Annotated in this window: 18 protein-coding genes and 1 pseudogene; 15 read left to right on the top strand and 4 right to left on the bottom strand. The window is 42.5% G+C overall.

The window, feature by feature from the left end; translation table 11 throughout:
• Positions 1–90: 90 nt before the first annotated feature.
• From DWZ47_RS08710 to DWZ47_RS08640, 15 genes and pseudogenes are all read left to right on the top strand, one after another.
• Complete coding sequence (locus DWZ47_RS08710; RefSeq protein WP_004297318.1) at positions 91–3,228, top strand: SusC/RagA family TonB-linked outer membrane protein; 3,138 nt, start codon at positions 91–93, stop codon at positions 3,226–3,228.
• Positions 3,229–3,250: 22 nt separating this feature from the next.
• On the top strand, positions 3,251–5,170 hold the full coding sequence (locus DWZ47_RS08705; RefSeq protein WP_004323617.1) for a RagB/SusD family nutrient uptake outer membrane protein: 1,920 nt from the start codon (positions 3,251–3,253) through the stop codon (positions 5,168–5,170).
• A 36-nt stretch (positions 5,171–5,206) separates the two neighbouring features.
• A complete protein-coding gene (locus tag DWZ47_RS08700) occupies positions 5,207–6,352 on the top strand; it encodes a SusE domain-containing protein (RefSeq protein ID WP_004297320.1) in 1,146 nt (381 codons plus the stop codon).
• Between the two features lie 63 nt (positions 6,353–6,415).
• A complete protein-coding gene (locus tag DWZ47_RS08695) occupies positions 6,416–6,892 on the top strand; it encodes a hypothetical protein (protein ID WP_004297322.1) in 477 nt (158 codons plus the stop codon).
• 116 nt (positions 6,893–7,008) lie between these two features.
• On the top strand, positions 7,009–9,531 hold the full coding sequence (locus DWZ47_RS08690) for a glycoside hydrolase family 31 protein (protein WP_117512855.1): 2,523 nt from the start codon (positions 7,009–7,011) through the stop codon (positions 9,529–9,531).
• Positions 9,532–9,607: 76 nt separating this feature from the next.
• A pseudogene (locus DWZ47_RS08685) lies at positions 9,608–11,888 on the top strand (GH92 family glycosyl hydrolase).
• Positions 11,889–11,900: 12 nt separating this feature from the next.
• A complete protein-coding gene (locus DWZ47_RS08680) occupies positions 11,901–14,243 on the top strand; it encodes a GH92 family glycosyl hydrolase (RefSeq protein WP_117512853.1) in 2,343 nt (780 codons plus the stop codon).
• A gap of 12 nt (positions 14,244–14,255) precedes the next feature.
• On the top strand, positions 14,256–15,053 hold the full coding sequence (locus tag DWZ47_RS08675; RefSeq protein ID WP_004323619.1) for a basic secretory family protein: 798 nt from the start codon (positions 14,256–14,258) through the stop codon (positions 15,051–15,053).
• Between the two features lie 8 nt (positions 15,054–15,061).
• On the top strand, positions 15,062–18,319 hold the full coding sequence (locus DWZ47_RS08670) for a GH92 family glycosyl hydrolase (RefSeq protein WP_117512851.1): 3,258 nt from the start codon (positions 15,062–15,064) through the stop codon (positions 18,317–18,319).
• Between the two features lie 53 nt (positions 18,320–18,372).
• Positions 18,373–20,319, top strand: coding sequence for a glycoside hydrolase family 97 protein (locus tag DWZ47_RS08665; RefSeq protein ID WP_074557433.1), 1,947 nt, complete (start codon positions 18,373–18,375; stop codon positions 20,317–20,319).
• Positions 20,320–21,069: 750 nt separating this feature from the next.
• Entirely contained in the window at positions 21,070–21,390 is a 321-nt protein-coding gene (locus tag DWZ47_RS08660) for a helix-turn-helix domain-containing protein (RefSeq protein ID WP_004308054.1), read from the top strand.
• Between the two features lie 12 nt (positions 21,391–21,402).
• Entirely contained in the window at positions 21,403–21,750 is a 348-nt protein-coding gene (locus tag DWZ47_RS08655) for a hypothetical protein (RefSeq protein WP_004313787.1), read from the top strand.
• 99 nt (positions 21,751–21,849) lie between these two features.
• On the top strand, positions 21,850–22,602 hold the full coding sequence (locus DWZ47_RS08650; RefSeq protein WP_008776848.1) for a DNA cytosine methyltransferase: 753 nt from the start codon (positions 21,850–21,852) through the stop codon (positions 22,600–22,602).
• Entirely contained in the window at positions 22,490–22,915 is a 426-nt protein-coding gene (locus DWZ47_RS30400) for a hypothetical protein (RefSeq protein WP_132061476.1), read from the top strand. The genes DWZ47_RS08650 and DWZ47_RS30400 overlap by 113 nt, the downstream gene beginning before the upstream one ends.
• Positions 22,916–22,963: 48 nt before the next feature.
• Positions 22,964–23,737 (top strand): phage antirepressor KilAC domain-containing protein, encoded by a 774-nt coding sequence (locus tag DWZ47_RS08640; protein ID WP_004308051.1) that lies wholly within the window; start codon positions 22,964–22,966, stop codon positions 23,735–23,737.
• A gap of 78 nt (positions 23,738–23,815) precedes the next feature.
• Here the strand turns inward: DWZ47_RS08640 and DWZ47_RS08635 are convergent, their stop codons facing one another.
• From DWZ47_RS08635 to DWZ47_RS08620, 4 genes are read right to left on the bottom strand one after another with little or no spacing between them, the layout of a single operon-like run.
• The gene (locus tag DWZ47_RS08635) at positions 23,816–24,301 is read right to left on the bottom strand and encodes a hypothetical protein (RefSeq protein WP_007217340.1); all 486 of its coding nucleotides are present in this window, start codon (positions 24,299–24,301) and stop codon (positions 23,816–23,818) included.
• 11 nt (positions 24,302–24,312) lie between these two features.
• Entirely contained in the window at positions 24,313–24,777 is a 465-nt protein-coding gene (locus DWZ47_RS08630) for a TraQ conjugal transfer family protein (protein WP_117512849.1), read from the bottom strand.
• A 51-nt stretch (positions 24,778–24,828) separates the two neighbouring features.
• A complete protein-coding gene (locus DWZ47_RS08625) occupies positions 24,829–25,317 on the bottom strand; it encodes a hypothetical protein (protein WP_004308049.1) in 489 nt (162 codons plus the stop codon).
• Between the two features lie 10 nt (positions 25,318–25,327).
• Positions 25,328–25,912 (bottom strand): conjugal transfer protein TraO, encoded by a 585-nt coding sequence (locus DWZ47_RS08620; RefSeq protein WP_004308048.1) that lies wholly within the window; start codon positions 25,910–25,912, stop codon positions 25,328–25,330.

The following is a 25,912-nucleotide window of genomic DNA, read 5'->3' as shown; positions in this document are numbered from 1 at the left end:
ATACTCATATCCTGTAAAACGCAGGACTCAAAAGATCTTATTTATATGTTAAACTTAAAATTAATATTAACCTTAATTATACATTAAAGTATGAAAAATGTAATTCAAAGCATTTTGGGAACATTCTTTTTTGCTTCTCTAGCTGTCCCGGTTTGGAGTTTGCCAACTGATGGTATGGCTGCATCTTTGCGGGAAGCTTCCGTAGAGAGTACTTTGGAAGTGCAACAGCAGAAAGGAGTTCGTGTAACGGGAATGGTTACTGATAAGGATAAGAATCCATTGCCGGGAGTAACGATTGTTGTAGCTAATGTTGCAAACCCTTCGGGGGCAGTGACAGATGTTGACGGTTTGTTTCAAATAACCGTTCCGGCCAAAAATTCTACATTGGAGTTTTCTTATATTGGATTTAAGAAGAAATCTGTTTCGTTAAATGGATCGAAGTTACTCAATGTAGTTCTGGAGGAAGACGCTTCGGAGTTGGAGGAAGTTGTAATTACCGGTTATGGTAGCCAGAAGAAAGCGTCTATCATCGGTTCTATTGAGACGATTCAACCACAGCAACTGCAATTTGGTACAAGTCGTACATTAAGTAACAACTTAGCGGGTAAGTTAAGTGGTGTAATTGCTATTCAGCGTAGTGGTGAACCGGGGTATGATGATTCTAACTTCTGGATTCGTGGTATTAGTTCTTTTTCGGGCAGTAATTCTCCATTGATCTTGGTGGATGGTATTGCACGAGATCTTAATAACGTAGATGTAGCCGAGATTGAAAGTTTTTCTATTTTGAAAGATGCGTCGGCTAGTGCCATGTATGGTGTACGTGGTGCTAATGGTGTAATCGTCATCACAACGAAACACGGTCAAATTGGTGCACCCCAGGTAAGAGTACACGTAGAACATTCTATTAATCAACCTACCAAATTCCCAGATTTTTTGGATGCACCGGATTATATGACGTTACTCAACCAACTGGCTGCACAGGATGGAGCGATATTACCTTTTGATCAAACGCGTATTGATCGTACCCGTAGCGGATATGATCCCGATCTTTATCCGAACGTAAACTGGATTGATGCAATTACAAAAGATTATGCTTACACAACCAAAGGTAATTTGGAGGTAAGTGGTGGTTCTGATTTCTTGCGTTACTGTATCGTAGCTTCATATTTTAATGAGTCGGGTATTCTGCAACAAGATAAAACATTGCCGGTAGATAATTCTACGGACAATAATCAGTTCAATATGCGTTCGAATATTGATATGAACGTAACCAAAACTACCTTGATGCGTGTAAATATTGGTGGTTTTCTGAATCGTTTCAGGAAACAACGTTGCAGCACAGACCAAGCTTTTTCCGAAGCTTTCGAGACTTTACCTTTTGTGCACCCGGCACGTTATAGCGACGGTTCCATTCCTCGTGAAATGAATAGAGCTAACCCGTGGAGGACTGCGACGCAGGGAGGGTATGACTTCACTACCTCGTCCAAGATTCAGACTTTATTTTCTGTAGAACAAGACTTGAGACAGATTACGCCGGGATTGAAAGCTAAAGGTATCTTCAGTTTCGACCGTTGGAACAGTAGCAGGAGGTCGCGTACCAGCAATACTCCTACCGTACATCCGGCGACAGGGCGTGATGCAGAAGGTAATTTGGTGTATACGTCGTATGATGTGGGCGATGAATCAATGGGTAGTGAAACCGGCACTGAATATGGTAATACCAATGTTTATTTTGAGTTTAACTTGAATTATAGCCGTAAGTTCGGAAAGAACGATATTGATGCTTTGCTTCTTTATAATCAACAGGCTTATGACGACGGTTCTATTCAGGATTATCGTAAACAAGGGTTTGCAGGACGTTTGTCTTATACATACGATAGCCGTTATGTAGCTGAATTCAACTTCGGTTATAATGGTTCGGAAAATTTCGCCAAAGGTCATCGTTTCGGTTTCTTTCCTTCCGTAGCATTAGGTTGGTTGATGAGTGAAGAACCGTGGATGGAGCCTTTGAAAAACACTTTTGATAAGATTAAATTCCGTGCTAGTATGGGACAAGCAGGTAACGATAATATTGGTGGTCGTCGTTTTGCTTATTTGACTACACTAAAAACAGATGCCAGCGGATATACTTGGGGGACTACAGGACAAAAGAACTACGATAAAGGTATTACAGAAGGCGAGATTGGTGTGACAAATCTGACTTGGGAAACAGCTACTAAATCAAATCTTGGTCTGGAAGTTGGTTTGTGGAACGCGTTGGATATTACAGTAGATGTTTTCCGTGAAAAACGTAAGAATATCTTTATGCAACGTCGTATTATTCCTACACAAACAGGTTTTATCACAAATCCTTGGGCTAACTATGGAAAAGTAACGAATGGCGGTATGGAGGTTTCGATTAATTTGCACAAGCAACTTAATAAAGACTGGTTTACATCTTTCTATGGGAATTTTACTTTTGCCAAGAATCGTGTAGACGAGTATGACGAGGCTCCTTCTAAAATTGGTACTTATCGCGGACAGACAGGGCGCTCTATGAATGAACTTTGGGGGCTTACCGCTGAACGTTTGTTCACTGCAGACGATTTTGAGTCTGATGGTTCATTGAAATTCGGTATTCCAAAACAAGAGGTGGGTGCTGACAAACTTTATCCGGGTGACATTAAATATGTTGATATGAATGGAGACGGTAAAATTACTGAAGAAGACGAAGGTTATATTGGCGGAACGGAAGATCCGCGTATCGTTTACGGTTTTGGCGGTGTTATAGCTTATAAGAACATAGATTTTAATTTCTTCTTTCAAGGTACTGCCGACGCTCATCGTGTGATTGGTAATTCAACCATCTTCTTGCCAGGTAGTGGTACAACTGTGCAGGGGAATGCTTATTCTGAAAATCTGGATGATCGTTGGACGGATGATAATCAAGATCCGTATGCTTTTTGGCCTCGCCTTACATATGGTCCTAACAAGAACAACTATCGTGCTTCTACTTGGTGGAAGAAGGATATGAGTTTCTTACGTTTGAAAACTGTAGAAATCGGATATACTTTCCCGAAGAAATGGATGGAAAAAATTTACTCTAAGGGGGCACGCGTATTTGTCAGCGGTAACAACCTCTTATGTTTCTCTCCTTTCAAATTGTGGGATCCGGAACTTGGTACTAATAATGGTTTGAAATATCCGATGAACCGTTCTATTTTGTTTGGTATTGATATTAATTTCTAAACTAAACCTCAAAAACAATTTTATGAGACATCTCAATTTTTCAAAATATATGGTAGCGGGTCTTATGGCGGCTTCGCTGCTTACGACAAATACTTCGTGTGCAGATTATCTTGATAAAGAACCTGACACGGAACTGGACATCGAAATGGTGTTTTCCAATAGAGATAAGGTGTATCAATGGTTGGCTTTTGTGTACAACACAATTCATGAGCCTGATAAATGGCGTATCTGGAAAGATGGTTACGAAGTGTTTGCTGATGACCTGACTCCTTCAAAGCGCTGGGAGCAATGGGATGGTAAAACCACCATTCCTAAAATCTTTGGTGAATGGACTGTCAATTCGACATGGGATGGCGATTTTTGGCGTATGATGCCGCAATATATCCGTCACGGATATATTTTTCAACAACGTGCCTATGCTTTGCCGGATAGTGATTTGCCACAGAGTGAAATAGATAATATGAAGATGGAAGTTAAGTTCCTAACTGCTTATGCTTGGTGGCAGTTGGCTGAAAACTATGGTGCTATTCCTTTTAAACCGGATTATATCACCCCTAGTGATTTCACCTTGTCTGATTTGATGATTGGACAAAGTCCTTTTGATGAAGTAGTAGATTATTGTGATCAACAAATGTTGGAGGCCGCAAATGCACTGCCTGCTATCTACGATGATCCTTCTAAATATGGTCGTATCAATAAGATTATGGCACTGACTGTTCGTTCTCGTATGTTATTGTTTGCTGCTAGCCCTCTGGTTAATGGTAATGAATGGTACAAAGATTATCGTAATAAAGCGGGGGAACTGGTATTCAATCCGACTTACGATCCCAACAAATGGGTAAAAGCAGCCGAGGCTTGCAAGCTTTGTATTGATGAAGCGGAAAAAGCAGGATACAAACTGTATGTTGAAACAGGTCCTACCGGTGAGAACGATCCATTCATGTCTACCTATAATGTCCATATCAAGAAATGGAGTGAAGGAAACCGAGAAATTACTTTCCCGGTAACAAAAGGAAACGGTTACTTTGATTTTTTCCTTTATGGAGCTTCCACACGTGAATTCAGTGGCGGTGGTGGTCAAGGAGTCTATCAAGGATTGGTTGATGCATTTTTCACAAGAAGGGGATTACCTATTCTTGAGGATGAATCTTATTCAGAAAAGGGATTCTCGGAAAATGTAGATAAACGTAATACTAGCTGGTCTTATGGTACCGGTAAAGAGGGAGAAATAACTGCTGCCGGAATCTATAAGATGTATTGCAACCGCGAACCTCGTTTTTATAATGCTGTTTCTTTCCATGGATCTTGGCAAGAATGTGCGAAGCGTCCGTATGACTTCTTCTACAACGGAAAAGACAATATTCGTACCAGCTCGCCTCATGATGCTCCTCAAAATGGTTATTTGGTTCGTAAGAGTCTTTGTATGACCGATAATAAAAAAACAGGTGTATATACTAGTCGTCAAGGTTTCACTTATCGGTTGGCTTTCACTTATTTGGATTATGCCGAAGCTAATAATGAGGCCTATGATACAAGTGCTGCCCGTGAATTGTGCTTAAAATATTTAAATAAGGTAAGAGAACGGGCAGGTGTGCGTCAGTACACATTTGACGCTGTCTCTGACTTGGATGAGAATTTTATACATATAGAGAACACGCAAGCAGCTGTGCGTAAAGTTGTCAAAGCTGAACGTCGTGTAGAACTTTGTTTGGAGAACAATCGCTGGTACGATCTTCGTCGTTGGAAAGATGTGGAAAATACACCGGAAATGATTGGTGATGATTATGGTATGAATTCAGAGGGAACTACCAATGAGACTTTCTTCAAACGTACCGTTTATCAGACTCGTGTATGGAAAAGATGTTACTATTGGATGCCAGTCTTTATTGATGAATATGAGAAGAACCCGAATTTGGTGCAAACTCCGTTCTGGCTCGAATAGTGAATAACAATCAATTATTTAATGAAGTAAAAAATTATGAAGAAGATATTCTATCAAATAATGGGGTTGTGCAGCATATTAGGAGTGGCGACAGCCTGTAATGAAGATCCAGAGTACTTCACGCTGGACGAACAGCCTGACGAGATGCATATTGTAGCTTCTACCGATAAGCTGGTGTTGGATAAAGGAAAGGAAGACGAAACTGCGATAACCTTTACTTGGGATGCCGCTAGTAGTCCGGTCAATGAGACTGACTTAGTGACCTACTCGTTACGTTTGTATGCTACGGCAAATAAAAGTGCAAATAATACCGATTTTTATGAATTGGATACTGATCGGAAAAAGAGTTTCACGCATGATGAACTTAATGCTATTATTGGTACTTGGGTGTTGCCGGGGCAAGAGGTTAAAGTTACTGCACAAGTCGTTTGTACCGTTCATAATGCGGACAAATACATAAAGCCGGAATCGTCCACGGTAGAATTTACTGTGTCGGGTTATGAGAAGTATCCTACTTATATTTACATTCACATGACAGATAATGAGGGTAAAGTCTCAACTCAACGGCTAGGACAACGCAACATGGGAACCGGTATTTATGAGGGTACATTTGATGTGACTCCTTGTGCGTATCATTTTATTACAGTAGCAGGTGGAGATTATCCTGCCTACGGTAATAGTGGAGATGGTCTTCATATGGTCTATTTGAATGAGGGTGAAATTACAGAATTTACTAATACAGAAACAGGACGTCGCACTTTCATTGTGGACACTAATAACGATTATAATGATTGCCGTATGATGGAAATTTTAGAACTACCTGTTCCTGAAACAATGTATATGGTAGGTAATGGTTGTTCTGTTGGTTGGACTCTTAATAGTGGTGATGGTCTTTTCAAAATAGAGAATGCTCGTAATCCACACCTGTATTCTTGGACAGGTGAGTTCAATGCTGGCGGTGAAATAAAAATCAGTCTTGGAGGTTCAAGTTGGGGTGAAGATCCGTTCTTCTTTGCTCCGGAGGCCGCTACCGATCCGTTAACAAATCATGACTTGACAAAGTATCGTCTGGAAAAAGATGGCGGTGACCTCAAGTGGGTTCCTACTGTAAGTGGTCGTTACAAGTTTACTTTCTGTTTGGATGTGAAAGATATGCATACAGAGTTTGTTCCTGCAAACTAATAAAAGAATGGAAGCCGGAAGAATTCCGGCTTCAAAACTTGAATACTATAAATCTTGATTACAATGAAACATTTATATCGTTTGGTAGTATCTTTACTACTATTTGTGGGCTTTCAGTCTTGCGTTGACGAAGATGGGGCCGGTGTTCCTTCACCTAAAAGTTTAATTATAGAGGCCGATGAGTATACGTTGGACATGACAGATCTTACCACTCCTCAATTTATAGCTTTCCGTTGGGTAGATGTAGGTAATGCCACTTATACGGTAGCATTTACTAAAGCCAGTGATTCTGATACAGAGAATATTGTCACAGAAGTCTTGAACAACGAGGTGACAGTTGAAGAAGAACTTAATGTGTTGAGTATGACCATAAGTAAAGTTCAATTAAAAGACTACTTGACAAAAGCTGGCTTTACACAAACAGGTACCTATGATGTTGTTATTAGCATCACTGCAACTCCTATTGATCTGTCTATTTCTACTGCTTTAGCCGAAGAAGGCAGTGTGAAAACGGCTGTCATTCATGTTACCAGAGATTGATTCTGTGTAAATTCAAACATCTCTTCTTTCTTTTTTTGTATTTTTGCATGAAAAGTGGAAGAGATGCCTTAATATTCTAAACCAAACCAATTATTCATTATTCAAAATTCAAGCAGATGAAGAACTTTTACTTGTTCTTTTTGATAACTTTCTTTTCAATTTCCTTGGGTGCACAAGAAAAATCGAATAACGTTGCCTATGAGGATACGAATGTACGTTTTACAGTCATTTCTGACGGTACAATTCGTATGGAGTATGCTCCTGATGGTAAATTCATTAATCAACACTCTTTCTTGGCTGTAGAACGTAATTATCCGGCAGTTAAATTCAAACTAAAGAAAGGTGCATGGATTGAGCTTTCTACCTCTAAAATGAAACTGCGTTATAAAAAAAATAGTGGTGCTTTCACTGCCGAGAATCTTCAGATTTCTTCGATGAAAGGGTTGACACCTGCTTTCGTTTGGAAGCCAGGTATGAAGCAACAGTATAATCTGAAAGGCACGACTCGTACACTTGACGGATGGGACGGGGATAAGTGTTGGGGGCACAAAGCGGATTTGGAAGATGGGCTTCTTGCTAAAGACGGGTGGACTTGCTTAGATGACTCCAACAATTTTCTTTTCGATGGTGATGCGGATAACTGGAATTGGGTGAAGACTCGTGAACATGTTGAGGGGGCTCAAGACTGGTATTTTATGGCTTATGGACATGATTATAAAGCTGCATTGAAAGACTATACTCTTTTTGCCGGCCGTATGCCTCTTCCTCCCCGTTATGCTTTCGGTTATTGGTGGAGTCGTTATTGGATGTATAGTGATCATGAATTGCGAGAATTATGCAAGAATTTTGAAAACTATAATATTCCTTTGGATGTGCTTGTTATAGATATGGACTGGCATTATACAGATAAGGGACGGGGGAGTTGGACCGGATGGACATGGAACAAAGAGTTGTTTCCTGATTATCGTAAACTCCTTAAAGATTTGAAAGCTGACAATGGACTACGTGTTACCCTTAACCTGCATCCTGCAGAAGGAGTCCGTAGTTACGAAGAACAATATGAAGCTGTGGCGCGTGATAATGGAGTGGATCCGGCTACTAAACAGGAAATACCTTGGATATCTTCAAAAAAGAGTTTCATAAAAAGTATGTTCAAGAATGTTCTAATGCCTATGAACAATGCCGGAATAGATTTTTGGTGGCTGGATTGGCAGCAGGAACCATTTGATAAAGAAGTGAAAAATCTAAGTAATACTTGGTGGCTGAATTATATATTTTTCTCCCAAATGGAGCGTGAACGTCAGACGCGTCCATTGATTTATCATCGTTGGGGAGGACTTGGAAATCATCGTTATCAGGTGGGCTTTTCGGGTGATACATTTATTTCCTGGGCTAGTCTCGATTACCAGACTTACTTCAACTCTACTGCCAGTAATGTACTTTATGGTTATTGGAGTCATGATATAGGAGGTCACCAGGGTGTAGACCATATTGATCCGGAATTGTATGTTCGTTGGATGCAATTTGGCGCTTTTAGTCCTATTTTACGTTCACATAGTACGAAGATTGCTGGTTTGACAAAAGAGCCTTGGGTATTCAGTAATGAGGTATCTGATATTTTGCGTGGCATCATTCGCCAGCGTTATAATATGGTACCTTATATTTACACAATGGCTCGTGAGGCTTATGAAACAGGACTGTCACTCTGTCGCCCAATGTATTATGATTATCCGGAAACGCAAGAAGCTTATGATTACCGCAATCAATATATGTTTGGTAATGATGTAATGGTAGCTCCTGCAACTTCACCTATGAAGGATGGTTATACCGAAGTGAAAGTATGGCTTCCGGAGGGACAATGGTATGAATTTGCTTCCGGAAAGACGTTGCAAGGGGGACAAGTATTGACTCGTTATTTCGCTCTTGACGAATACCCCATTTATATTAAAGCAGGTGCGGTACTGCCGATGTACAACGATAAAGTGATGAATCTGAACGGTAAGGATGAAACGATTGTTTTGAATGTTATTCCGGGTAAGACTTCTTCTGAATTTACATTGTACGAGGACAATGGCGATGATAAAAATTATCAGAAGGAATTTGCTACGACTGCTATTCACTCTGAAAAGACGGGCTCAAAACTGACGCTAACTATTAGTCCGCGTAAAGGTTCTTATAAGGAAATGCCTGCACAACGTTCTTATCAGGTAAAGGTTCTTGCTTCGGCTATACCTGAAAGTGTGACAGTAGACGGACAGAAACAAGATTTCGTTTACCTGAATGAAGAATTCGCTCTGTTGGTAGATATTCCGCAGAAAGATTGTAATAGAGAAAAAGTGGTTGCAATTGAATATCCTGCTTCCGAAGTCAATTTGGATGGATTATTTGGTGCTGCCAAACGTGTAGCTAAGGCGATGGAGAAATTGAAATATCGTAATTCTTATATTGTTTTTCAACCGGACTTTTGCAAATTGGGCAGCATCAAGGAGGCTATACGTTACACACCAGAGAATTTGGATGATTTGTCTGCTGAGTTTTGGAAGAGTTATAAAAACTTGCCTGCCCTGTTGAAAGATGTTCAAAAACTAAATGAGGATGAGGTGAAATGGTTCTTACAGTTGATTAAATATGAACAATAAATAGATTTCTTTTCGTGCTCGCTTATGAATATCACCGAATAAAGTAATATATAATATTATACTTAATTCACAAACCATGAATAAAAAGAAACTCTTGTCTCTCGGAGGTGCCCTGTTATTGGGCACTTATTTCCTTTTCGCGCAGAAACAACCTGTCGACTACGTGAATCCTTTGATGGGAACCGACTCTAAAATCTCGTTATCCAATGGGAATACATATCCTGCTATCGCATTGCCGTGGGGGATGAATTTCTGGATGCCGCAGACTGGCAAAATGGGTGATGGCTGGGCATATACTTACGCTTCGGATAAAATCCGTGGCTTCAAGCAAACCCACCAGCCTAGTCCCTGGATCAATGACTACGGACAGTTTTCAATCATGCCAATGACGGGACGATTGAGAATTGATCAGGAGCAGCGTGCCTGCTGGTTCTCGCATAAGGCAGAGAAGGCAACTCCTTATTATTATAGTGTTTATTTGTCAGAATATAATCTGACAACGGAAATTGCTCCGACAGAACGTTGTGCTTATTTCCGGTTCACTTTTCCCGAAACGAAAGATGCGTATATCGTGATAGATGCTTTTGATCGCGGTTCGTATGTGAAGGTGATTCCCGAAGAAAACAAAATCGTGGGATATACGACACGCAACAGCGGCGGCGTTCCACGGAACTTTAAGAACTATTTCGTGATAGAGTTCGACAAACCTTTCACGTTCAATAAAGTCTGGGCAGACTATCATACGGTAGAAAAACATCTGGAGTTGCAGTCCAATCATGTGGGAGCAGCTATCGGTTTTTCCACGAAGAAAGGCGAACAGGTGCATGCCAAGGTCGCTTCCTCGTTCATCAGCCCCGAACAGGCAGAACTGAACTTGAAGGAAATCGGCAAGAAAACCTTCGAGCAGACGAAGGAAGCAGGGCGTAAGGCTTGGAACGACGTGCTGGGACGCATCAAGATAGAAGACAATGATGAAAACCGTATGCGTACATTCTACTCCTGTCTGTATCGTTCCGTGCTTTTCCCCCGTATGTTCTATGAAGTAAATGCGCAGGGCGAAACAGTTCATTACAGTCCTTACAACGGCGAAGTCCGTCCGGGCTATATGTTTACCGATACCGGATTCTGGGATACCTTCCGTTGCCTGTTTCCGTTTGTGAACCTTGTATATCCTTCCATGGGAGAAAAAAATGCAGGAAGGCTTGTTGAATACTTATCAGGAAAGCGGCTTTTTTCCCGAATGGGCTAGTCCGGGACACAGAGGGTGTATGGTTGGCAACAACTCTGCTTCAGTAGTGGCGGATGCCTTTATGAAGAATGTAACCAAAGCGGATGCAGAAAAAATGTACGAAGGCTTACTGAAAGGTGCCAACAGTGTACATCCGCGAGTTTCCACTACCGGACGTCGTGGATATGAATATTATAATAAAATGGGTTACGTACCATACGATGTAAAGATCAATGAGAGTGCTGCACGTACGCTGGAATATGCTTATGATGACTGGTGTATCTATCGTATGGGCGAGAAACTGGGACGTCCTGCCGAGGAACTGGACGTTTATAAAAAAAGAAGTCAGAACTATCGCAACCTGTTTGATCCGGAAACGAAACTGATGCGTGGAAAGAATGCCGACGGTACGTTCCAGTCTCCTTTTAATCCCTTTAAATGGGGAGATGCTTTTACCGAAGGAAATAGCTGGCACTATACCTGGTCGGTGTTCCATGACGTACAAGGATTGGTCGACCTGATTGGGGGCAAGAAGGTGTTTGTCAGTATGCTTGATTCCGTATTCAGTCTTCCACCGGTATTCGATGACAGTTACTACGGTGGAGTCATCCATGAAATCCGCGAAATGGAAATTGCCAATATGGGGAATTACGCGCATGGTAATCAACCGATCCAACACATGATTTACCTGTATAATTATGCCGGTGAACCTTGGAAAGCACAATACTGGTTGCGTGAGGTTATGACTCGCCTGTACTTTGCTACCCCGGATGGTTATTGCGGTGATGAGGATAACGGACAGACTTCAGCCTGGTATGTCTTTACGGCATTAGGTTTCTATCCGGTATGTCCGGGCAGCAATGAATATGTGCTGGGAGCTCCCTATTTCAAAAAGACAACTATTACATTGGAAAACGGGAAGAAGCTGGAAATCTCTGCTCCCAAGAACAGTGATGAAAACCGTTATATCCGTTCATTGAACTATAATGGCAAGAACTATACGAAGAACTATTTGAACCATTTTGATTTATTAAAGGGCGGGCGACTGCTATTTAATATGGATAATAAACCCAATATGGGAAGAGGTGTGAATGAATCAGATTATCCGTATTCTTTCTCTCGCGACTAAAACTAACTGGATATGGGTATAAAGAAGAGATTAGGGATAATGGCTATGGCGGCGGTTACAGTATCGTCCGCCATGGCTCAACAACCAGTGGATTATGTGAATCCGATAATTGGTACTAATGGTATGGGGCATACCTTTCCCGGTGCTTGCACACCTTTCGGATGGGTACAGTTGAGCCCGGATACAGACACAATTCCACATAACGTAAACGGAGCCTATCAGAAGAACGCCTATGAGTATTGCGCCGGTTATCAATATCGTGATAAGACAATTGTGGGTTTTAGCCATACACACCTTAGCGGAACCGGACATTCGGACCTGGGCGATATTTTACTGATGCCTGCCGTAGGTGAACTGAAACTGAATCCCGGCAGGGCGGATTACCCGGACGAAGGATACCGTTCCCGTTTCAGCCATGCCACGGAAAAAGCTGCTCCCGGATATTATGAAGTGATGCTGGATGATTATGGCATTAAGGCGCAGTTGACTGCAACGCAACGTGTGGGTATACATAAATATACCTTCCCGAAAGGAAAAGACGGTCATCTGATTCTGGACTTGGTACATGGTATCTATAATTATGACGGTAAGGTACTATGGGCAAACCTGCGGGTTGAAAATGATACCTTGCTTACGGGCTATCGCATAACAAACGGATGGGCAAGAACCAACTATACTTATTTTGCAATTTCTCTTTCACAACCTATAAGGGAATATGGGTATAAGGACAAAGAAAAAGTGCGTTATAATGGCTTCTGGCGTCGTTTCAATATGGAAAAGAATTTTCCGGAGATTACAGGACGCAAGATTGTGGCTTACTTCAACTTTGATACAGTCAAAGAATCCGAACTGGTCGTAAAGGTGGCATTGTCGGCTGTCAGTACCGAGGGAGCTATCAAGAATCTACATGCCGAAGCTTCCAGAAAAAGCTTTGAAGAACTGGCAGAAGCCGCCCGAACGGACTGGAACAATGAACTCGATCATTTTGAGGCGGAAGGAACTGCAGACCAGAAAGCAATGCTCTACACTTCGCTTTATCATACGATGATTAATCCGTCGGTCTATATGGACGTAGACGGATCTTATCGTGGCTTGGATCACAATATCCATCAGGCAAAAGGCTTCACCAACTACACGATATTTTCACTCTGGGATACCTACCGTGCGGAACATCCGTTCCTGAATCTAGTGAAGCCGGAACGTAGTGTGGACATGGTGGAGTCAATGATTAAGCATGAACAGCAAAGTGTGCACAGGATGTTGCCTGTCTGGAGTCTGATGGGTAATGAGAACTGGTGTATGAGTGGCTACCATGCCGTATCGGTGTTGGCGGATGCCATAACTAAAGGAATTTTTTCCAATGTAGACGAGGCTTTGGACGCAATGGTCAGTACTTCTACTGTACCTTATTACGAAGGAGTGGCGGACTATATGAAACTGGGCTATATCCCGTTGGACAAAAGCGGTACGGCAGCTTCCTCCACGTTGGAATATGCGTATGATGACTGGACCATCTATCAGACTGCCTTAAAATCCGGAAAGAAAGAGATTGCCGAAACGTATCGGAAGCGTGCTTTGAACTACCGTAATATCTATGACACGACGATTGGTTTTGCCCGTCCCCGATTTAATGACGGTTCATTCAAAAAGGAGTTTGATGTGTTGCAGACCTATGGTGAGGGGTTCATTGAGGGAAATTCCTGGAACTTCTCTTTCCATGTGCCTCATGACGTATTTGGCATGATGGACCTGATGGGAGGGGAGAGAGTGTTTGTAGACAAACTGGATAAGCTGTTCTCTATGCATCTGCCGGAAAAGTACTATGAACACAACGAGGATATAACGGAAGAATGCCTGGTTGGCGGATATGTGCATGGCAATGAACCCAGCCATCATATTCCTTATCTCTATGCATGGACCTCTGAACCTTGGAAAACACAGTACTGGTTGCGTGAAATCCTGAATAAGATGTATCGTAATGACATCAACGGACTGGGTGGCAATGACGACTGCGGACAGATGTCTGCTTGGTATCTTTTCTCCGTAATGGGTTTCTATCCGGTTTGTCCCGGAACAGACGAGTATGTACTGGGAGCCCCGTATTTGCCTTATCTGAAGCTGAAACTTCCCAATGGCAATACATTGGAAATCAAAGCACCGGGCGTCAGTGACAAGAAGCGTTATGTTCAGTCTCTGAAACTGAACGGGAAAGTATATGATAAGATGTATATTACGCACGAGGATATATTGAAAGGTGGAGTATTGGAGTTTAAGATGTCAGCATCGCCCAACAAGCGTCGTGGCCTGACGAAAGAAGACAAACCTTACTCGTTAACCGACGGAATCAATAAATAATAAAATAAAGATATGAAAAAGAGAAACTTGATCTATGTTACCTGTATGCTAATCGCTATGGGAGCTTGTTCTGCAACTTCAAAGAATCAGGCTGAAGTTGTGACTGACACATGGGGAAAATATAATGTGGGCACTATCCTGTTTGAAGATAAAGCACCGGAAACGAAAGGTTCTGATGTCTATCACCGGATTATTCCCGATGCGGAATCGTATATCAAGGCCCAGGCACGTGAGGTATTGGCCACCCTTTATAATTCTCCGGATGATAGTATTCCGACAGTGAACAAGATACATTATACGTTGGAAGATATTGAAGGAGTTTCAGCTAAAGGTGGCGGTAATGGTGATGTCACAATCTTCTATAGCACGCGGCATATTGAGAAATCATTTGCGAAGAATGATACGGCAAAGCTGTTTTTCGAAACGCGCGGAGTATTGCTGCACGAACTGACACATGCCTATCAGCTGGAACCGCAAGGAATTGGTTCTTATGGGACTAACCGTGTTTTCTGGGCATTTATTGAAGGCATGGCCGATGCTGTACGTGTGGCAAACGGTGGTTTCGATGGTCCTAATGCCCGTCCAAAAGGTGGGAACTATATGGACGGTTATCGTACGGCCGGTTATTTCTTTGTCTGGCTGCGTGATAACAAAGACCCTGAATTCTTGCGTAAGTTCAATCGCAGTACGTTGGAGGTGGTGCCTTGGTCGTTTGATGGTGCTATCAAACATATTTTAGGGAATGAATATAATATTGATGAACTGTGGCACGAATATCAAGTTGCGGTAGGAGATGTACAAGCACAATAAGAATAAATATGGCTAGTAGATTGGGTAAAAAGAGATTGTTTTTGGTTTGGTCGTGTCTGGTGAGTATTTTGCCGGGCATGGCTCAAACCGAGAAACTGATTGATTATGTGAATCCATTTGTGGGAACAGATGGTTATGGTAATGTATATCCGGGTGCGCAGATTCCTTTCGGAGGAATTCAGATGAGTCCGGACACAGATAGTAAATACTATGATGCGGCTTCTGGTTATAAATATAATCATTCCACCTTGTTGGGATTCAGCCTGACTCATTTAAGCGGGACTGGTATACCTGATTTGGGAGACTTTCTGTTTATTCCCGGAACAGGAGAGATGAAACTGGATCCAGGGACACGTGAGGAGCCGGAAAAGGGATACCGTTCACGTTATTCTCATGAGAAGGAATGGGCATCACCTAATTATTATGCGGTGGAGCTGTCAGATTATGGAGTAAAGGCTGAAATGACGTCAGGAGTACGTAGTGGTATGTTTCGCTTCACCTATCCTCAATCGGATAAAGCTTTTATTATGATCGATATGAACCATACTTTATGGCAATCTTGTGAATGGGCGAATCTGCGCATGGAAAATGATTCCACCATCACCGGATATAAACTGGTAAAAGGCTGGGGACCGGAACGGCATATTTATTTCACGGCTACTTTCTCTAAAAAGTTGACCGGTTTGCGCTTTATGCAGAATAAGAAACCGGTGATTTACAATACCTCCCGGTTTCGTAGCAGCTATGAAGCCTGGGGAAAGAATTTGATGGCTTGCATCTCTTTTGATACGAAAGCCGGAGAGGAAGTGATTGTAAAAACTGCTATTTCATCGGTCAGCACAAACGGGGCAAAGAACAATATGGCGGAACTTGCCGGACTCGCTTTCGATGAACTGAAAGCTAAAGGAGAAGCACTGTGGGAAAAAGAACTTGGAAAATATACCCTTACTGCCGACCGTAAAACGAAAAGAACATTCTATACGTCGGCTTATCATGCGGCTTTGCATCCGTTCATCTTTCAGGATGTAGACGGGCAGTTTCGAGGATTAGATAAAAATATAGAGAAAGCCGAAGGATTTACCAACTATACGGTATTCTCTCTTTGGGATACCTACCGGGCTTTGCATCCCTGGTTCAATCTGGTGCAGCAGGAAGTGAATGCCGATATTGCCAATTCCATGTTGGCTCATTATGATAAAAGTGTGGAGAAAATGCTGCCTGTCTGGTCGTTTTATGGAAATGAGACTTGGTGTATGATTGGTTATCATGCAGTTTCCGTATTGGCTGACATGATTGTGAAGGGAGTAAAAGGGTTCGATTACGAACGTGCGTATGAGGCTATGAAGACCACGGCGATGAATCCGAATTATGACTGTTTGCCGGAGTATCGTATGATGGGATATGTGCCTTTCGATAAAGAGGCGGAATCAGTATCTAAAACATTGGAATATGCGTATGATGATTATTGTATGGCACAGGCTGCCAAGGCTTTGGGTAAAGAGGATGATTATCGTTATTTCTTGAATCGTGCACTCTCTTATCAGACTTTGATTGATCCGGAAACGAAGTATATGCGTGGCAAGGACAGTCAGGGAAACTGGCGTACACCGTTTACTCCGGTAGCTTATCAGGGCCCCGGATCTGTAAATGGATGGGGGGATATTACGGAAGGCTTTACTGTACAATATACCTGGTACGTACCACAAGATGTACAAGGATATATCAACGAAGCTGGCGAAAACTGGTTCCGCAACCGGTTGGACGAACTGTTCACAGTAGAGTTGCCGGATGACATTCCGGGAGCACATGATATTCAAGGCCGTATCGGAGCCTATTGGCATGGAAATGAACCTTGCCATCATGTAGCGTATCTTTATAATTACTTGAAAGAACCTTGGAAATGTCAGAAGTGGGTACGGACGATTGCTGACCGTTTCTATGGCGATACTCCGGATGCATTAAGTGGCAATGACGATTGCGGACAGATGTCGGCTTGGTATATGTTCAATTGCATAGGCTTTTACCCGGTGGCTCCTTCAAGCAATATGTATAACATCGGTTCTCCTTGCGTTGAGGCAATAACTGTTCGGATGAGTAACGGAAAGGTGATTGAAATGGTAGCAGATAATTGGTCGCCGAAGAATGTGTATGTAAAGGAATTGTATGTGAACGGCAAGAAGTATGACAAGTCTTATTTGAAATATGAGGATATACGTGATGGCGTGAAACTACGTTTTGTCATGAGCAGTAAACCGAACTATAAGCGTGCGGTATCGGATGAAGCGGTAGCTCCTTCTTTGTCGTTGCCTGGAAAGACAATGAAATATCAGGCAAATTTTTCAGAAAAGAAAAAGAGTGGTAATCCTGTTTTTAAAGGTTGGTATGCCGATCCCGAAGGAGTCGTGTTTGGAGATGAATATTGGATCTATCCTACGTATTCGGCACCTTATGATGAACAAACCTTTATGGATGCCTTTTCGTCTAAAGACTTGGTGAACTGGACAAAGCATCCGAAAGTCATATCAAAAGAGAATATCAGTTGGCTTCGTCGTGCTCTTTGGGCGCCAGCGGTGCTTTCAGCGAATGATAAGTATTATTTGTTTTTCGGAGCTAATGATATTCAGAATAATAATGAAGTAGGAGGGATTGGTGTTGCTACGTCAGATAGTCCTGCCGGACCTTTTAAGGATGCTTTGGGTAAGCCGCTGATTGATAAGATCGTTCATGGGGCTCAACCTATCGATCAGTTTGTATTCAAGGATGATGACGGGCAATATTACATGTATTATGGTGGCTGGGGACATTGTAATATGGTGAAAATGGCTCCTGACTTATTGAGTATTGTTCCTTTTGAGGACGGAACGATGTATAAGGAAGTCACTCCGGAAAACTATGTAGAAGGACCATTTATGTTGAAACGTAATGGAAAATATTATTTCATGTGGTCGGAAGGTGGCTGGGGACTCCCGAACTATAGTGTAGCATATTCCATTTCAGATTCTCCCTTTGGTCCGTTCAAAAGGGTTGGTAAAATCCTGGAACAGGATCTTTCGGTAGCTACCGGAGCAGGACATCATTCGGTGATAAAAGGAGCCGGAGAAGATGAATGGTATATTGTTTATCATCGTCGTCCGTTAGGTGAAACAGCAGCAAATAGTCGTGCAACTTGTATTGATCGAATGTATTTTGATGAAAACGGGTATATTAAACCAGTGAAAATGACTTTTGAAGGAGTATTATCCAGTCCGCTTGATAGTACGAAGTGATGTTTTTATTACATTTGCCAATGTAAAACGATTATTAATTAAATATCTAAATCATGAGAAGATATATTCTGTTAGTTGTGTGTTTGTGCTTAGTTTCACTACTTCATGCGCAGAACCGGTTAGAGTTGGTTTCTCCCAATGGAGAGCTGAAAGTGTCCTTGAATCTCTCGGATAAAATCTATTATAGTATAGATTATAACGGAGATGTATTGTTGAAAGACAATTCTCTTTTGTTGGTTCTGAAAAATCAAGTGTTGGGACAGAACCCTAAGTTGCGTCGTCAGAAGCAATGGAGTGTCGACGAGCAATTAACTCCTATTGTTCCTTTGAAATATTCGAAAGTCAATAATCGTTATAATCAATTGCTACTGACCTTTAAAGATTATTCAGTAGAATTCCGTGCTTTTGACGATGGAGTTGCTTACCGGTTTATTACCTCACAAAAAGGTGATGTTGAAGTAATGAACGAAGAGTTTGCTATCAACTTCCCGTCGGATTATCTTCTTCACTTGCAACAACCGGGAAGTTTCCATACAGCTTATGAGGAACCTTACACACATGTTCAAAGTAATGCGTGGAAGCCTGAAGAACGGATAGCTGTTTTGCCGGTATTGATTGACACACAAAAAGACTATAAAATATTAATCAGCGAGTCGGATTTGGCTGATTATCCATGTATGTTTCTCAAAGGAACGGGCACGAACGGAGCAATTTCTGTTTTTCCTAAAGCTCCGCTTGCGTTTGCCGAAAACAGTGATCGTAGTGTGAAGATTACTCAAGAAGCTGATTACATTGCTAAAACAAAAGGTACGAGAAATTATCCTTGGCGTTACTTTGTGATAAGTAAAAATGATAAGCAGTTGATTGAGAACACAATGACTTATAAACTGGCTGAAAAGAATCAACTTCAGGATATTTCATGGATTAAGCCGGGACAGGTAAGCTGGGAATGGTGGAATGACGCTTCTCCTTACGGACCGGATGTGGATTTTGTTTCCGGTTATAACTTGGATACTTATAAGTATTACATTGATTTTGCTTCTAAATTTGGTATTCCATATATCATTATGGATGAAGGCTGGGCTAAAAGTACGCGTGATCCTTATACGCCTAATCCCAAAGTAGACTTGCACGAGTTGATTCGTTATGGCAAAGAAAAAAATGTAGGGATTGTGCTTTGGTTGACATGGTTGACTGTAGAAAACAATTTTGATCTCTTTAAGACTTTCAATGAATGGGGAGTAAAAGGACTAAAGATTGATTTTATGGACAGAAGCGATCAGTGGATGGTCAACTATTACGAACGGGTAGCCCGGGAAGCAGCCAAACATCATTTGTTTGTCGATTTTCATGGTTCTTTCAAACCTGCTGGGCTGGAATATAAATATCCGAATGTACTGTCTTACGAAGGAGTGCGTGGCATGGAACAAATGGGCGGTTGTTATCCGGATAATAGTTTGTATTTACCATTTATGCGTAATGCTGTCGGTCCGATGGATTATACTCCTGGAGCGATGATTAGTATGCAGCCTAATGTGTATCGGTCGGAACGTCCTAATGCTGCAAGTATTGGAACACGTGCTTATCAGTTGGCACTCTTTGTGGTTTTTGAGAGTGGTCTGCAGATGTTGGCAGATAATCCTACTCTTTATTATCGTAATGAAGATTGTACCCGTTTCATCACACAAGTTCCCGTAACATGGGACGAGACTGTGGCACTGGAAGCTAAAGCGGGTGAATATGTCATTGTGGCAAAACGGAAAGGCGATAAGTGGTTTATAGGAGGAATGACTAACAATGGTGAAAAGGAACGTGAGTTTACCATAAAGTTAGATTTCTTGAATAAAGATCGCTCTTATCAAATGACATCTTTTGAGGATGGTATCAACGCAGGACGTCAGGCGATGGATTATCGTTGCAAGTCATCCCAGGTGAAAGCCGGGGAGCAGCTAACTATAAAGATGGTTAGAAATGGTGGCTTTGCAGCTGTCATTGAATGATGGCACATATTCTAACTTTCCATACATAAAAATGGAAATCATCTTTCAATCTATCACCATCCTTCTGAAACACCTTGTTCATCGAGCTTTCAGGGCGGTGATAGATTGTTCTCCACCTATCACCTAATCATTCATCTATCACCGTCTGAAATGAACATGCCTGCATATAAATATAAGCTGGTATGTAAATAGAAGTTTCAACAGGGGATACCTTTGGTTTCAAGGCGGGAAACTTTAGTTTCCATTAGGGGAAACTGCAGTTTCATAGGCTTGAAACAAAGTGTTTTATTACTTAAAAGAGTGTAGTTCGTTTTAATCTTTTATAAATCAGCGATTAAAAGTGTTTTTATAAAGATGCAGGTAACGATATAGTAGTGGAAGTTCAGCTACACATTGCATTGCTCTGCATAATTTCAAATATCTCTGTAACACAAAGGTAAGCAATGTTTTTGATGCTTCCAAGTTAATCATAGCATATTTATAGAAGGGTTGACAATTAATTGTCAGCCCTTTTTTTATCCGATATCCTCTGTCATTCTATCAGTCTCTTTTTTAAGAAGGAGAATTGCGTGTATTCCCCTTTCTATCCTGATGAAGAAAAAATATTCTGAAAATTCACATTGATACCAAGTGAGTTACAAGGAAAATGTGGGGCTGGCGGTTACCGTCAGCCCTATTTTTTCATGCCTAATTTTGAAAACTTTGCAACCGAAGAAAGAAAAATAACCCATTAGAACAAAGGAATATTGTATGGAAGAGAACAGAAATGATATTGAGATACTCAAAGCAATGATAAAGGACAACTTTGAGGAACAACGAAAACTGATTGCCAAGCTGGAAACGGCTCTGGAAGCAGTAACCAGTTTCAACGGTAAGCAAATGCTGGACAGCCGGGATATGCGCCTGATGCTGAAAGTATGCGACCGGACACTGATCCGCTGGCGTAATTCCGGGAAACTCCCATTTTTCAAACTCAGCGGCAAGATTTACTTCTGGGCTTCTGACGTATATAAATTCCTGAGAGAAGAATGTCTAAACGAAGATTTCATATCCGATTCTATTAACTCATAAATAAAAATTCACATGGAAAATCAAAGTAAAGTAATCGTCATAGAACGAAACAAATTCGCAGCACTCGTCAAATCACACCGCAAATGCCTCCAGATGCTGAACATCCTGACTTACATCTACACAGTTAAGGAAGTAAGCCTTACCCTGACCTTGCAGGAAATCTGTGAAGTCCTGCACATGACTCCCGAAGAAGTGGAGATACAGCGACAGAAAGGATATATCCGCTTCACGACACAGAAAGGGATGACCGTCTATGAAATCACGGACCTGCTCCGATTGGAAAATATGCTGGAGATGGGGAGCATCTATCGTAAGATCGACAAAAAAGTAATGAACCTCGAACCTCTAAATAATGAATAAACAATGAAAGAAGAAGAGCAAGACAAGAAACAGCGGAAGCGTCTGGTACACGCTTCCCTGTTTAGTGGATTCGGCGCCCCAGACCTGGCTGCCGAATGAATGGGATGGCAGAATGCCTTCCATTGCGAGATAGACGATTTTTGTAATACCATTCTAAATTACTGGTTTAAAGATGCGAAAAGTTATACAGATGTCACAACGACAGATTTCAGGGAATGGAGAGGAAAAATCAATGTCCTTACAGGAGGTTTTCCTTGTCAACCATTCTCCGTCGCAGGCCAAAGAAAGGGAGCGGATGATAACCGCTATCTCTGGCCTCACATGCTCAGGGCCATACATGAGATCAGGCCCGATTGGGTCATTGGTGAGAACGTTGCTGGCATCCTCACGATGGTACAGCCCGGTCAGGAGACTGAAGTGGGAAGTCAATCCACTCTATTCGGAGAGAGTGAGCCTGTATTTAAAAGACGACAGCAATATGTTGTTGAAACCATTTGCCGTGATCTTGAACGCGAAGGATATTCCGTCCAGCCGGTACTTATACCGGCTTGTTCCGTCGGTGCACCTCACAGACGGGATAGAGTTTGGTTTATTGCCCACCGTGACGGCACAGGACTACAAGCGCAGGGGGCCGGGCAGCAGGCAGCAGGGACTACCGGAGATAATCCATGGAATGCTTCTGCCAACGCCAGTGGCAACAGAGATACACCATGCCGAAAGAGTCAGGAAATGGAAATCGATGAATTTATCCTCACCCCATGCCCAGATAGCCGGAGAGAAGAATCCCAACGGCCTGACGGATTTTCTGGACTTTTACGGGATACTACCGGAACCGATACCGGACAATACTGAGCTGGAAAACACGGACGGGAACAATCTGGAAGAATCGATCCTACAATGGCTGGCAGAAGGACAAGTGATGCCGACACCGACAGCGCGGGATTGGAAAGGCGCACCTTCACTGGAGAACCTGAAGAAACGGGGAAAGATACCACAGAAGAACAGCCTTCCGGATTTCTTCGCCCGGACTGGAAAGAGTTTCCAACTCAATCCCCTGTTTGTAGCCGAGATGATGGGCTTTCCACCCGATTGGACGGTATCTCCTTTTCTCGGTGAAGACAGGCATCCATTAAAGGATACGGGAACGCTATCGTCCCCCAGGTAGTCTACGAGATATTTAAAGCAATAGAAGAAACCTATAAATTAAACAGTCATGAATAAAGTATCGATATTTGAACATCCCGAGTTCGGACGCATCCGGACACTGGAAATTGACGGGAAAATATGGTTCTGCGCCTCGGATGTTGCCGCCGCACTTGGCTACTCCAATCCGAGAGATGCCGTCGTAAGACATTGTAAACCAATGGGTGTCGTGGTTTACGACACCCCTACACGCAGTGCCGTCCAGAAAATCAAGTACATCAGCGAAGGAAACGTATACCGGCTGATTGCCGGTAGCAAGCTGCCTTCCGCTGAGAAATTCGAAAGCTGGATATTTGATGAACTGGTTCCCGAAACACTAAAGAACGGTGGCTATCTTCTTAAGAAGAATGGCGAAACGGATAATGAACTGCTTGCGCGTGCCATATTGCTCGCACAGAACCGTATAAAAGAGCGAGACAGCCGTATTTCAGCATTGGAGAAGGAGAACAACTATGCTATCCTGAAACTCAAGCTACAGGCCCCAAAAGTTCAGTATTACGACAAAGTCCTGCAATCCCAAAGCACCTACACGACCACACAGATAGCGAAAGAATTGGGAATGACTGCCGGAATGTTGAACAAGCGGCTCCGATGGGCAGGCATCCAGTTCCGTCAATCCGGTCAGTGGCTGCTCAAAGCTCCTTACCAGAATCAAGGCTATACAGCAACCCGGACCCATGTATGGGAAAGCCGCACAGGAGAAACAGGCACGGCCATGTTGACGGTCTGGACGGAAAAGGGCCGGTTATTCATACATTATCTTTTTGAGGCTTATCTGGTATAGCCGGAATATAAGACCGGGATAAATAAAAAAGCTACTGAAACAAAAATTCAGTAGCTTTTTTATTGCTTTCAATTGATACTATCTCAACCGTGGTCCCGTTTTCTTCTTTTCTTTCACAGGCACAATTTCTTGTCGGGGTGCTTCTTGCGGCCTTATTCTTTCACTTACAGTCTCACTCTGAAGAAGCCTGTTTAAATACCGGAGGTCCTTCAGTAACTCCTGTTTGCATTCCATCTCCAGGGAATGGGCCATATTCGACATCGGGTTGGTACTTTTCTTGACAAGCGGACCGTTCAGGAGATCTTCTTCTACATACAGGGTACAACGCTTCAAATAGCCTTCAATGTCCTTCGGCGTTTCAGCGGTATCAATCGCCTCCTGAATGGCCTTATAATTCTTATCCATATAACAGGCCTTATACAAGTCATCGGCATGCCAGTCAAAGAAATGAAGATAGTTTTTTCCCAGTTGCTGGTTATACTCTTTTATATCGCTTTCCACAACCCCTTTCTTCTTGTCAAGATATTGCTGCAATTGTTCGATCCTTAAATCACTTTTATCCATTGTTGTCCGATTTATAGTTCCATGTCCGTTTCAGTTTCGCTCTGAAAGGATATATCCAGTTCTCTTTCCTGATGGAAATTATCCGCTATCACGAATTTAATTTCCGCATTCTTGCTGCTTCGGTTATGATAGAAGAGCGTGAATACCTGGCGGCAGGGATCGCTGTCATCCAACTCCGCTATCGAATCCAACGGTTGCATCTCCCGGTTCACCCGATAGACCTTCTTCTTGTCGTACACCTCGCCGCTACCCTCCATCTGTATATAACCGATTTGATAGCCGGCTTCCTCATAGTTTCCGCTACGATTGAGTGTCAGACGAATCTCCACGGTCTCATCCGGGGAAATGGTCTTCTGGAGATACCAGGACGTTAGCGAGAAATCATAAGCCTGCTGTACTTCCAATTTATCATCACAGCCACCCAGCAGGCAAAGCAATGTGAGCATGATACCACTTATTATTAATTTCATCTTCATGATTTTACGTATTACTAAATGAATAATTTACTTGATTGAGTCCGTTGTCGGCTAACGCCTGATGCCCGTTTTTATCTTTCTTTCAGGCGGCTCTTCTCTCTTCTTTTCTGTTTTATTAGCCGTCTGTTGCAAATTCTCTTCGGGAGGCGTTTGCGCAAGGATATTCGCGAATTCCCGGTAATCCCTAACTAACTGCTGCATACACTCCAACTTCAGGAAATGGGCAACATTCGTTGTCCGGCTGGAACTGTTACAATCCACCTGACCGTTCAACAGTTTGTTCTCACAGTAAGCAATGTTGTCCTCAACAATATTCCAAACCGTATCCATGCCCTTTGCCCCGTCCACCGCCTGCCGGAGTATCTTATAACACCCGGACATAAAATGAGACTTATACAGGCTCTCCGCATTCCATTCGAAAAAGTGTAGGAAATTCTCATTCATCTTCTTGCTTTGTTCACGTATGTTCCGGTCTTCCCGGTTTATTTTCATATCCAGCCAATGAAGCATCTCATCCACGTTCCAATTGCCTTGTTCCATACTGTTGCCGCTAATTGAAAATGTACTTGACACCGACAGCTGCCACCGTGTGGAAATTCCCCACGGATGATCCGAAGAATATCCTCTGGCGGACATTGAAAAGAAAAACCAGCCTGTCGGAAAGGAACGCCTCCATCTCGAAAGCCGGGGCAAAACCATAAATGAAGCATCCGTCATTCTTTAAAGTCGCCCCGTCATAGAGCAGCTTGCAGTTCCAGTTGGTCGTCTCATAACCCGCCAGAGCGGAAAGACCGGCAGAGAAGAACACGTTCTTACCACGGTCCGAGATGAACGGCACGAAATAACCTACCTCCCCGGTAAACTGCGCTTTGGGGATCGCAACATCCTTATAGGAATAGTGCTTTTTCACATAATCCGCCCCGAACAGCCAGCGGGAATGGTTCCGGTTATACCGACTCAGAGCCAGTCCGACCTGGAAATTACCATGCAGATGCTTCACATTTGAACCGAAGTCGTCTACACCGCCTAACGTAAGCTGGATACCTTTCTGCCCCGGCAGGTAACGCTGGGCAAAAGATTTGCCTGCCACAAAGGGCAGACAAATGCATAACAAAATAAATAAAACTCTTTTCAT

The organism is Bacteroides sp. AF32-8BH (assembly GCF_003435205.1).
Taxonomy (GTDB): domain Bacteria; phylum Bacteroidota; class Bacteroidia; order Bacteroidales; family Bacteroidaceae; genus Bacteroides; species Bacteroides ovatus.
Note: the sequence above shows the minus strand (reverse complement) of the source record. Positions and strands in the feature narration are given on the sequence as shown.

Excerpts from the sequence above, each read along its gene's own strand:
- DWZ47_RS08710 (WP_004297318.1), top strand. The coding sequence starts at position 91 with ATGAAAAATGTAATTCAAAGCATTTTGGGAACATTCTTTTTTGCTTCT.
- DWZ47_RS08705 (WP_004323617.1), top strand. The coding sequence starts at position 3,251 with ATGAGACATCTCAATTTTTCAAAATATATGGTAGCGGGTCTTATGGCG.
- DWZ47_RS08700 (WP_004297320.1), top strand. The coding sequence starts at position 5,207 with ATGAAGAAGATATTCTATCAAATAATGGGGTTGTGCAGCATATTAGGA.
- DWZ47_RS08695 (WP_004297322.1), top strand. The coding sequence starts at position 6,416 with ATGAAACATTTATATCGTTTGGTAGTATCTTTACTACTATTTGTGGGC.
- DWZ47_RS08690 (WP_117512855.1), top strand. The coding sequence starts at position 7,009 with ATGAAGAACTTTTACTTGTTCTTTTTGATAACTTTCTTTTCAATTTCC.
- DWZ47_RS08680 (WP_117512853.1), top strand. The coding sequence starts at position 11,901 with ATGGGTATAAAGAAGAGATTAGGGATAATGGCTATGGCGGCGGTTACA.
- DWZ47_RS08675 (WP_004323619.1), top strand. The coding sequence starts at position 14,256 with ATGAAAAAGAGAAACTTGATCTATGTTACCTGTATGCTAATCGCTATG.
- DWZ47_RS08670 (WP_117512851.1), top strand. The coding sequence starts at position 15,062 with ATGGCTAGTAGATTGGGTAAAAAGAGATTGTTTTTGGTTTGGTCGTGT.
- DWZ47_RS08665 (WP_074557433.1), top strand. The coding sequence starts at position 18,373 with ATGAGAAGATATATTCTGTTAGTTGTGTGTTTGTGCTTAGTTTCACTA.
- DWZ47_RS08660 (WP_004308054.1), top strand. The coding sequence starts at position 21,070 with ATGGAAGAGAACAGAAATGATATTGAGATACTCAAAGCAATGATAAAG.
- DWZ47_RS08655 (WP_004313787.1), top strand. The coding sequence starts at position 21,403 with ATGGAAAATCAAAGTAAAGTAATCGTCATAGAACGAAACAAATTCGCA.
- DWZ47_RS08650 (WP_008776848.1), top strand. The coding sequence starts at position 21,850 with ATGGGATGGCAGAATGCCTTCCATTGCGAGATAGACGATTTTTGTAAT.
- DWZ47_RS30400 (WP_132061476.1), top strand. The coding sequence starts at position 22,490 with ATGAATTTATCCTCACCCCATGCCCAGATAGCCGGAGAGAAGAATCCC.
- DWZ47_RS08640 (WP_004308051.1), top strand. The coding sequence starts at position 22,964 with ATGAATAAAGTATCGATATTTGAACATCCCGAGTTCGGACGCATCCGG.
- DWZ47_RS08635 (WP_007217340.1), bottom strand. The coding sequence starts at position 24,301 with ATGGATAAAAGTGATTTAAGGATCGAACAATTGCAGCAATATCTTGAC.
- DWZ47_RS08630 (WP_117512849.1), bottom strand. The coding sequence starts at position 24,777 with ATGAAGATGAAATTAATAATAAGTGGTATCATGCTCACATTGCTTTGC.
- DWZ47_RS08625 (WP_004308049.1), bottom strand. The coding sequence starts at position 25,317 with ATGGAACAAGGCAATTGGAACGTGGATGAGATGCTTCATTGGCTGGAT.
- DWZ47_RS08620 (WP_004308048.1), bottom strand. The coding sequence starts at position 25,912 with ATGAAAAGAGTTTTATTTATTTTGTTATGCATTTGTCTGCCCTTTGTG.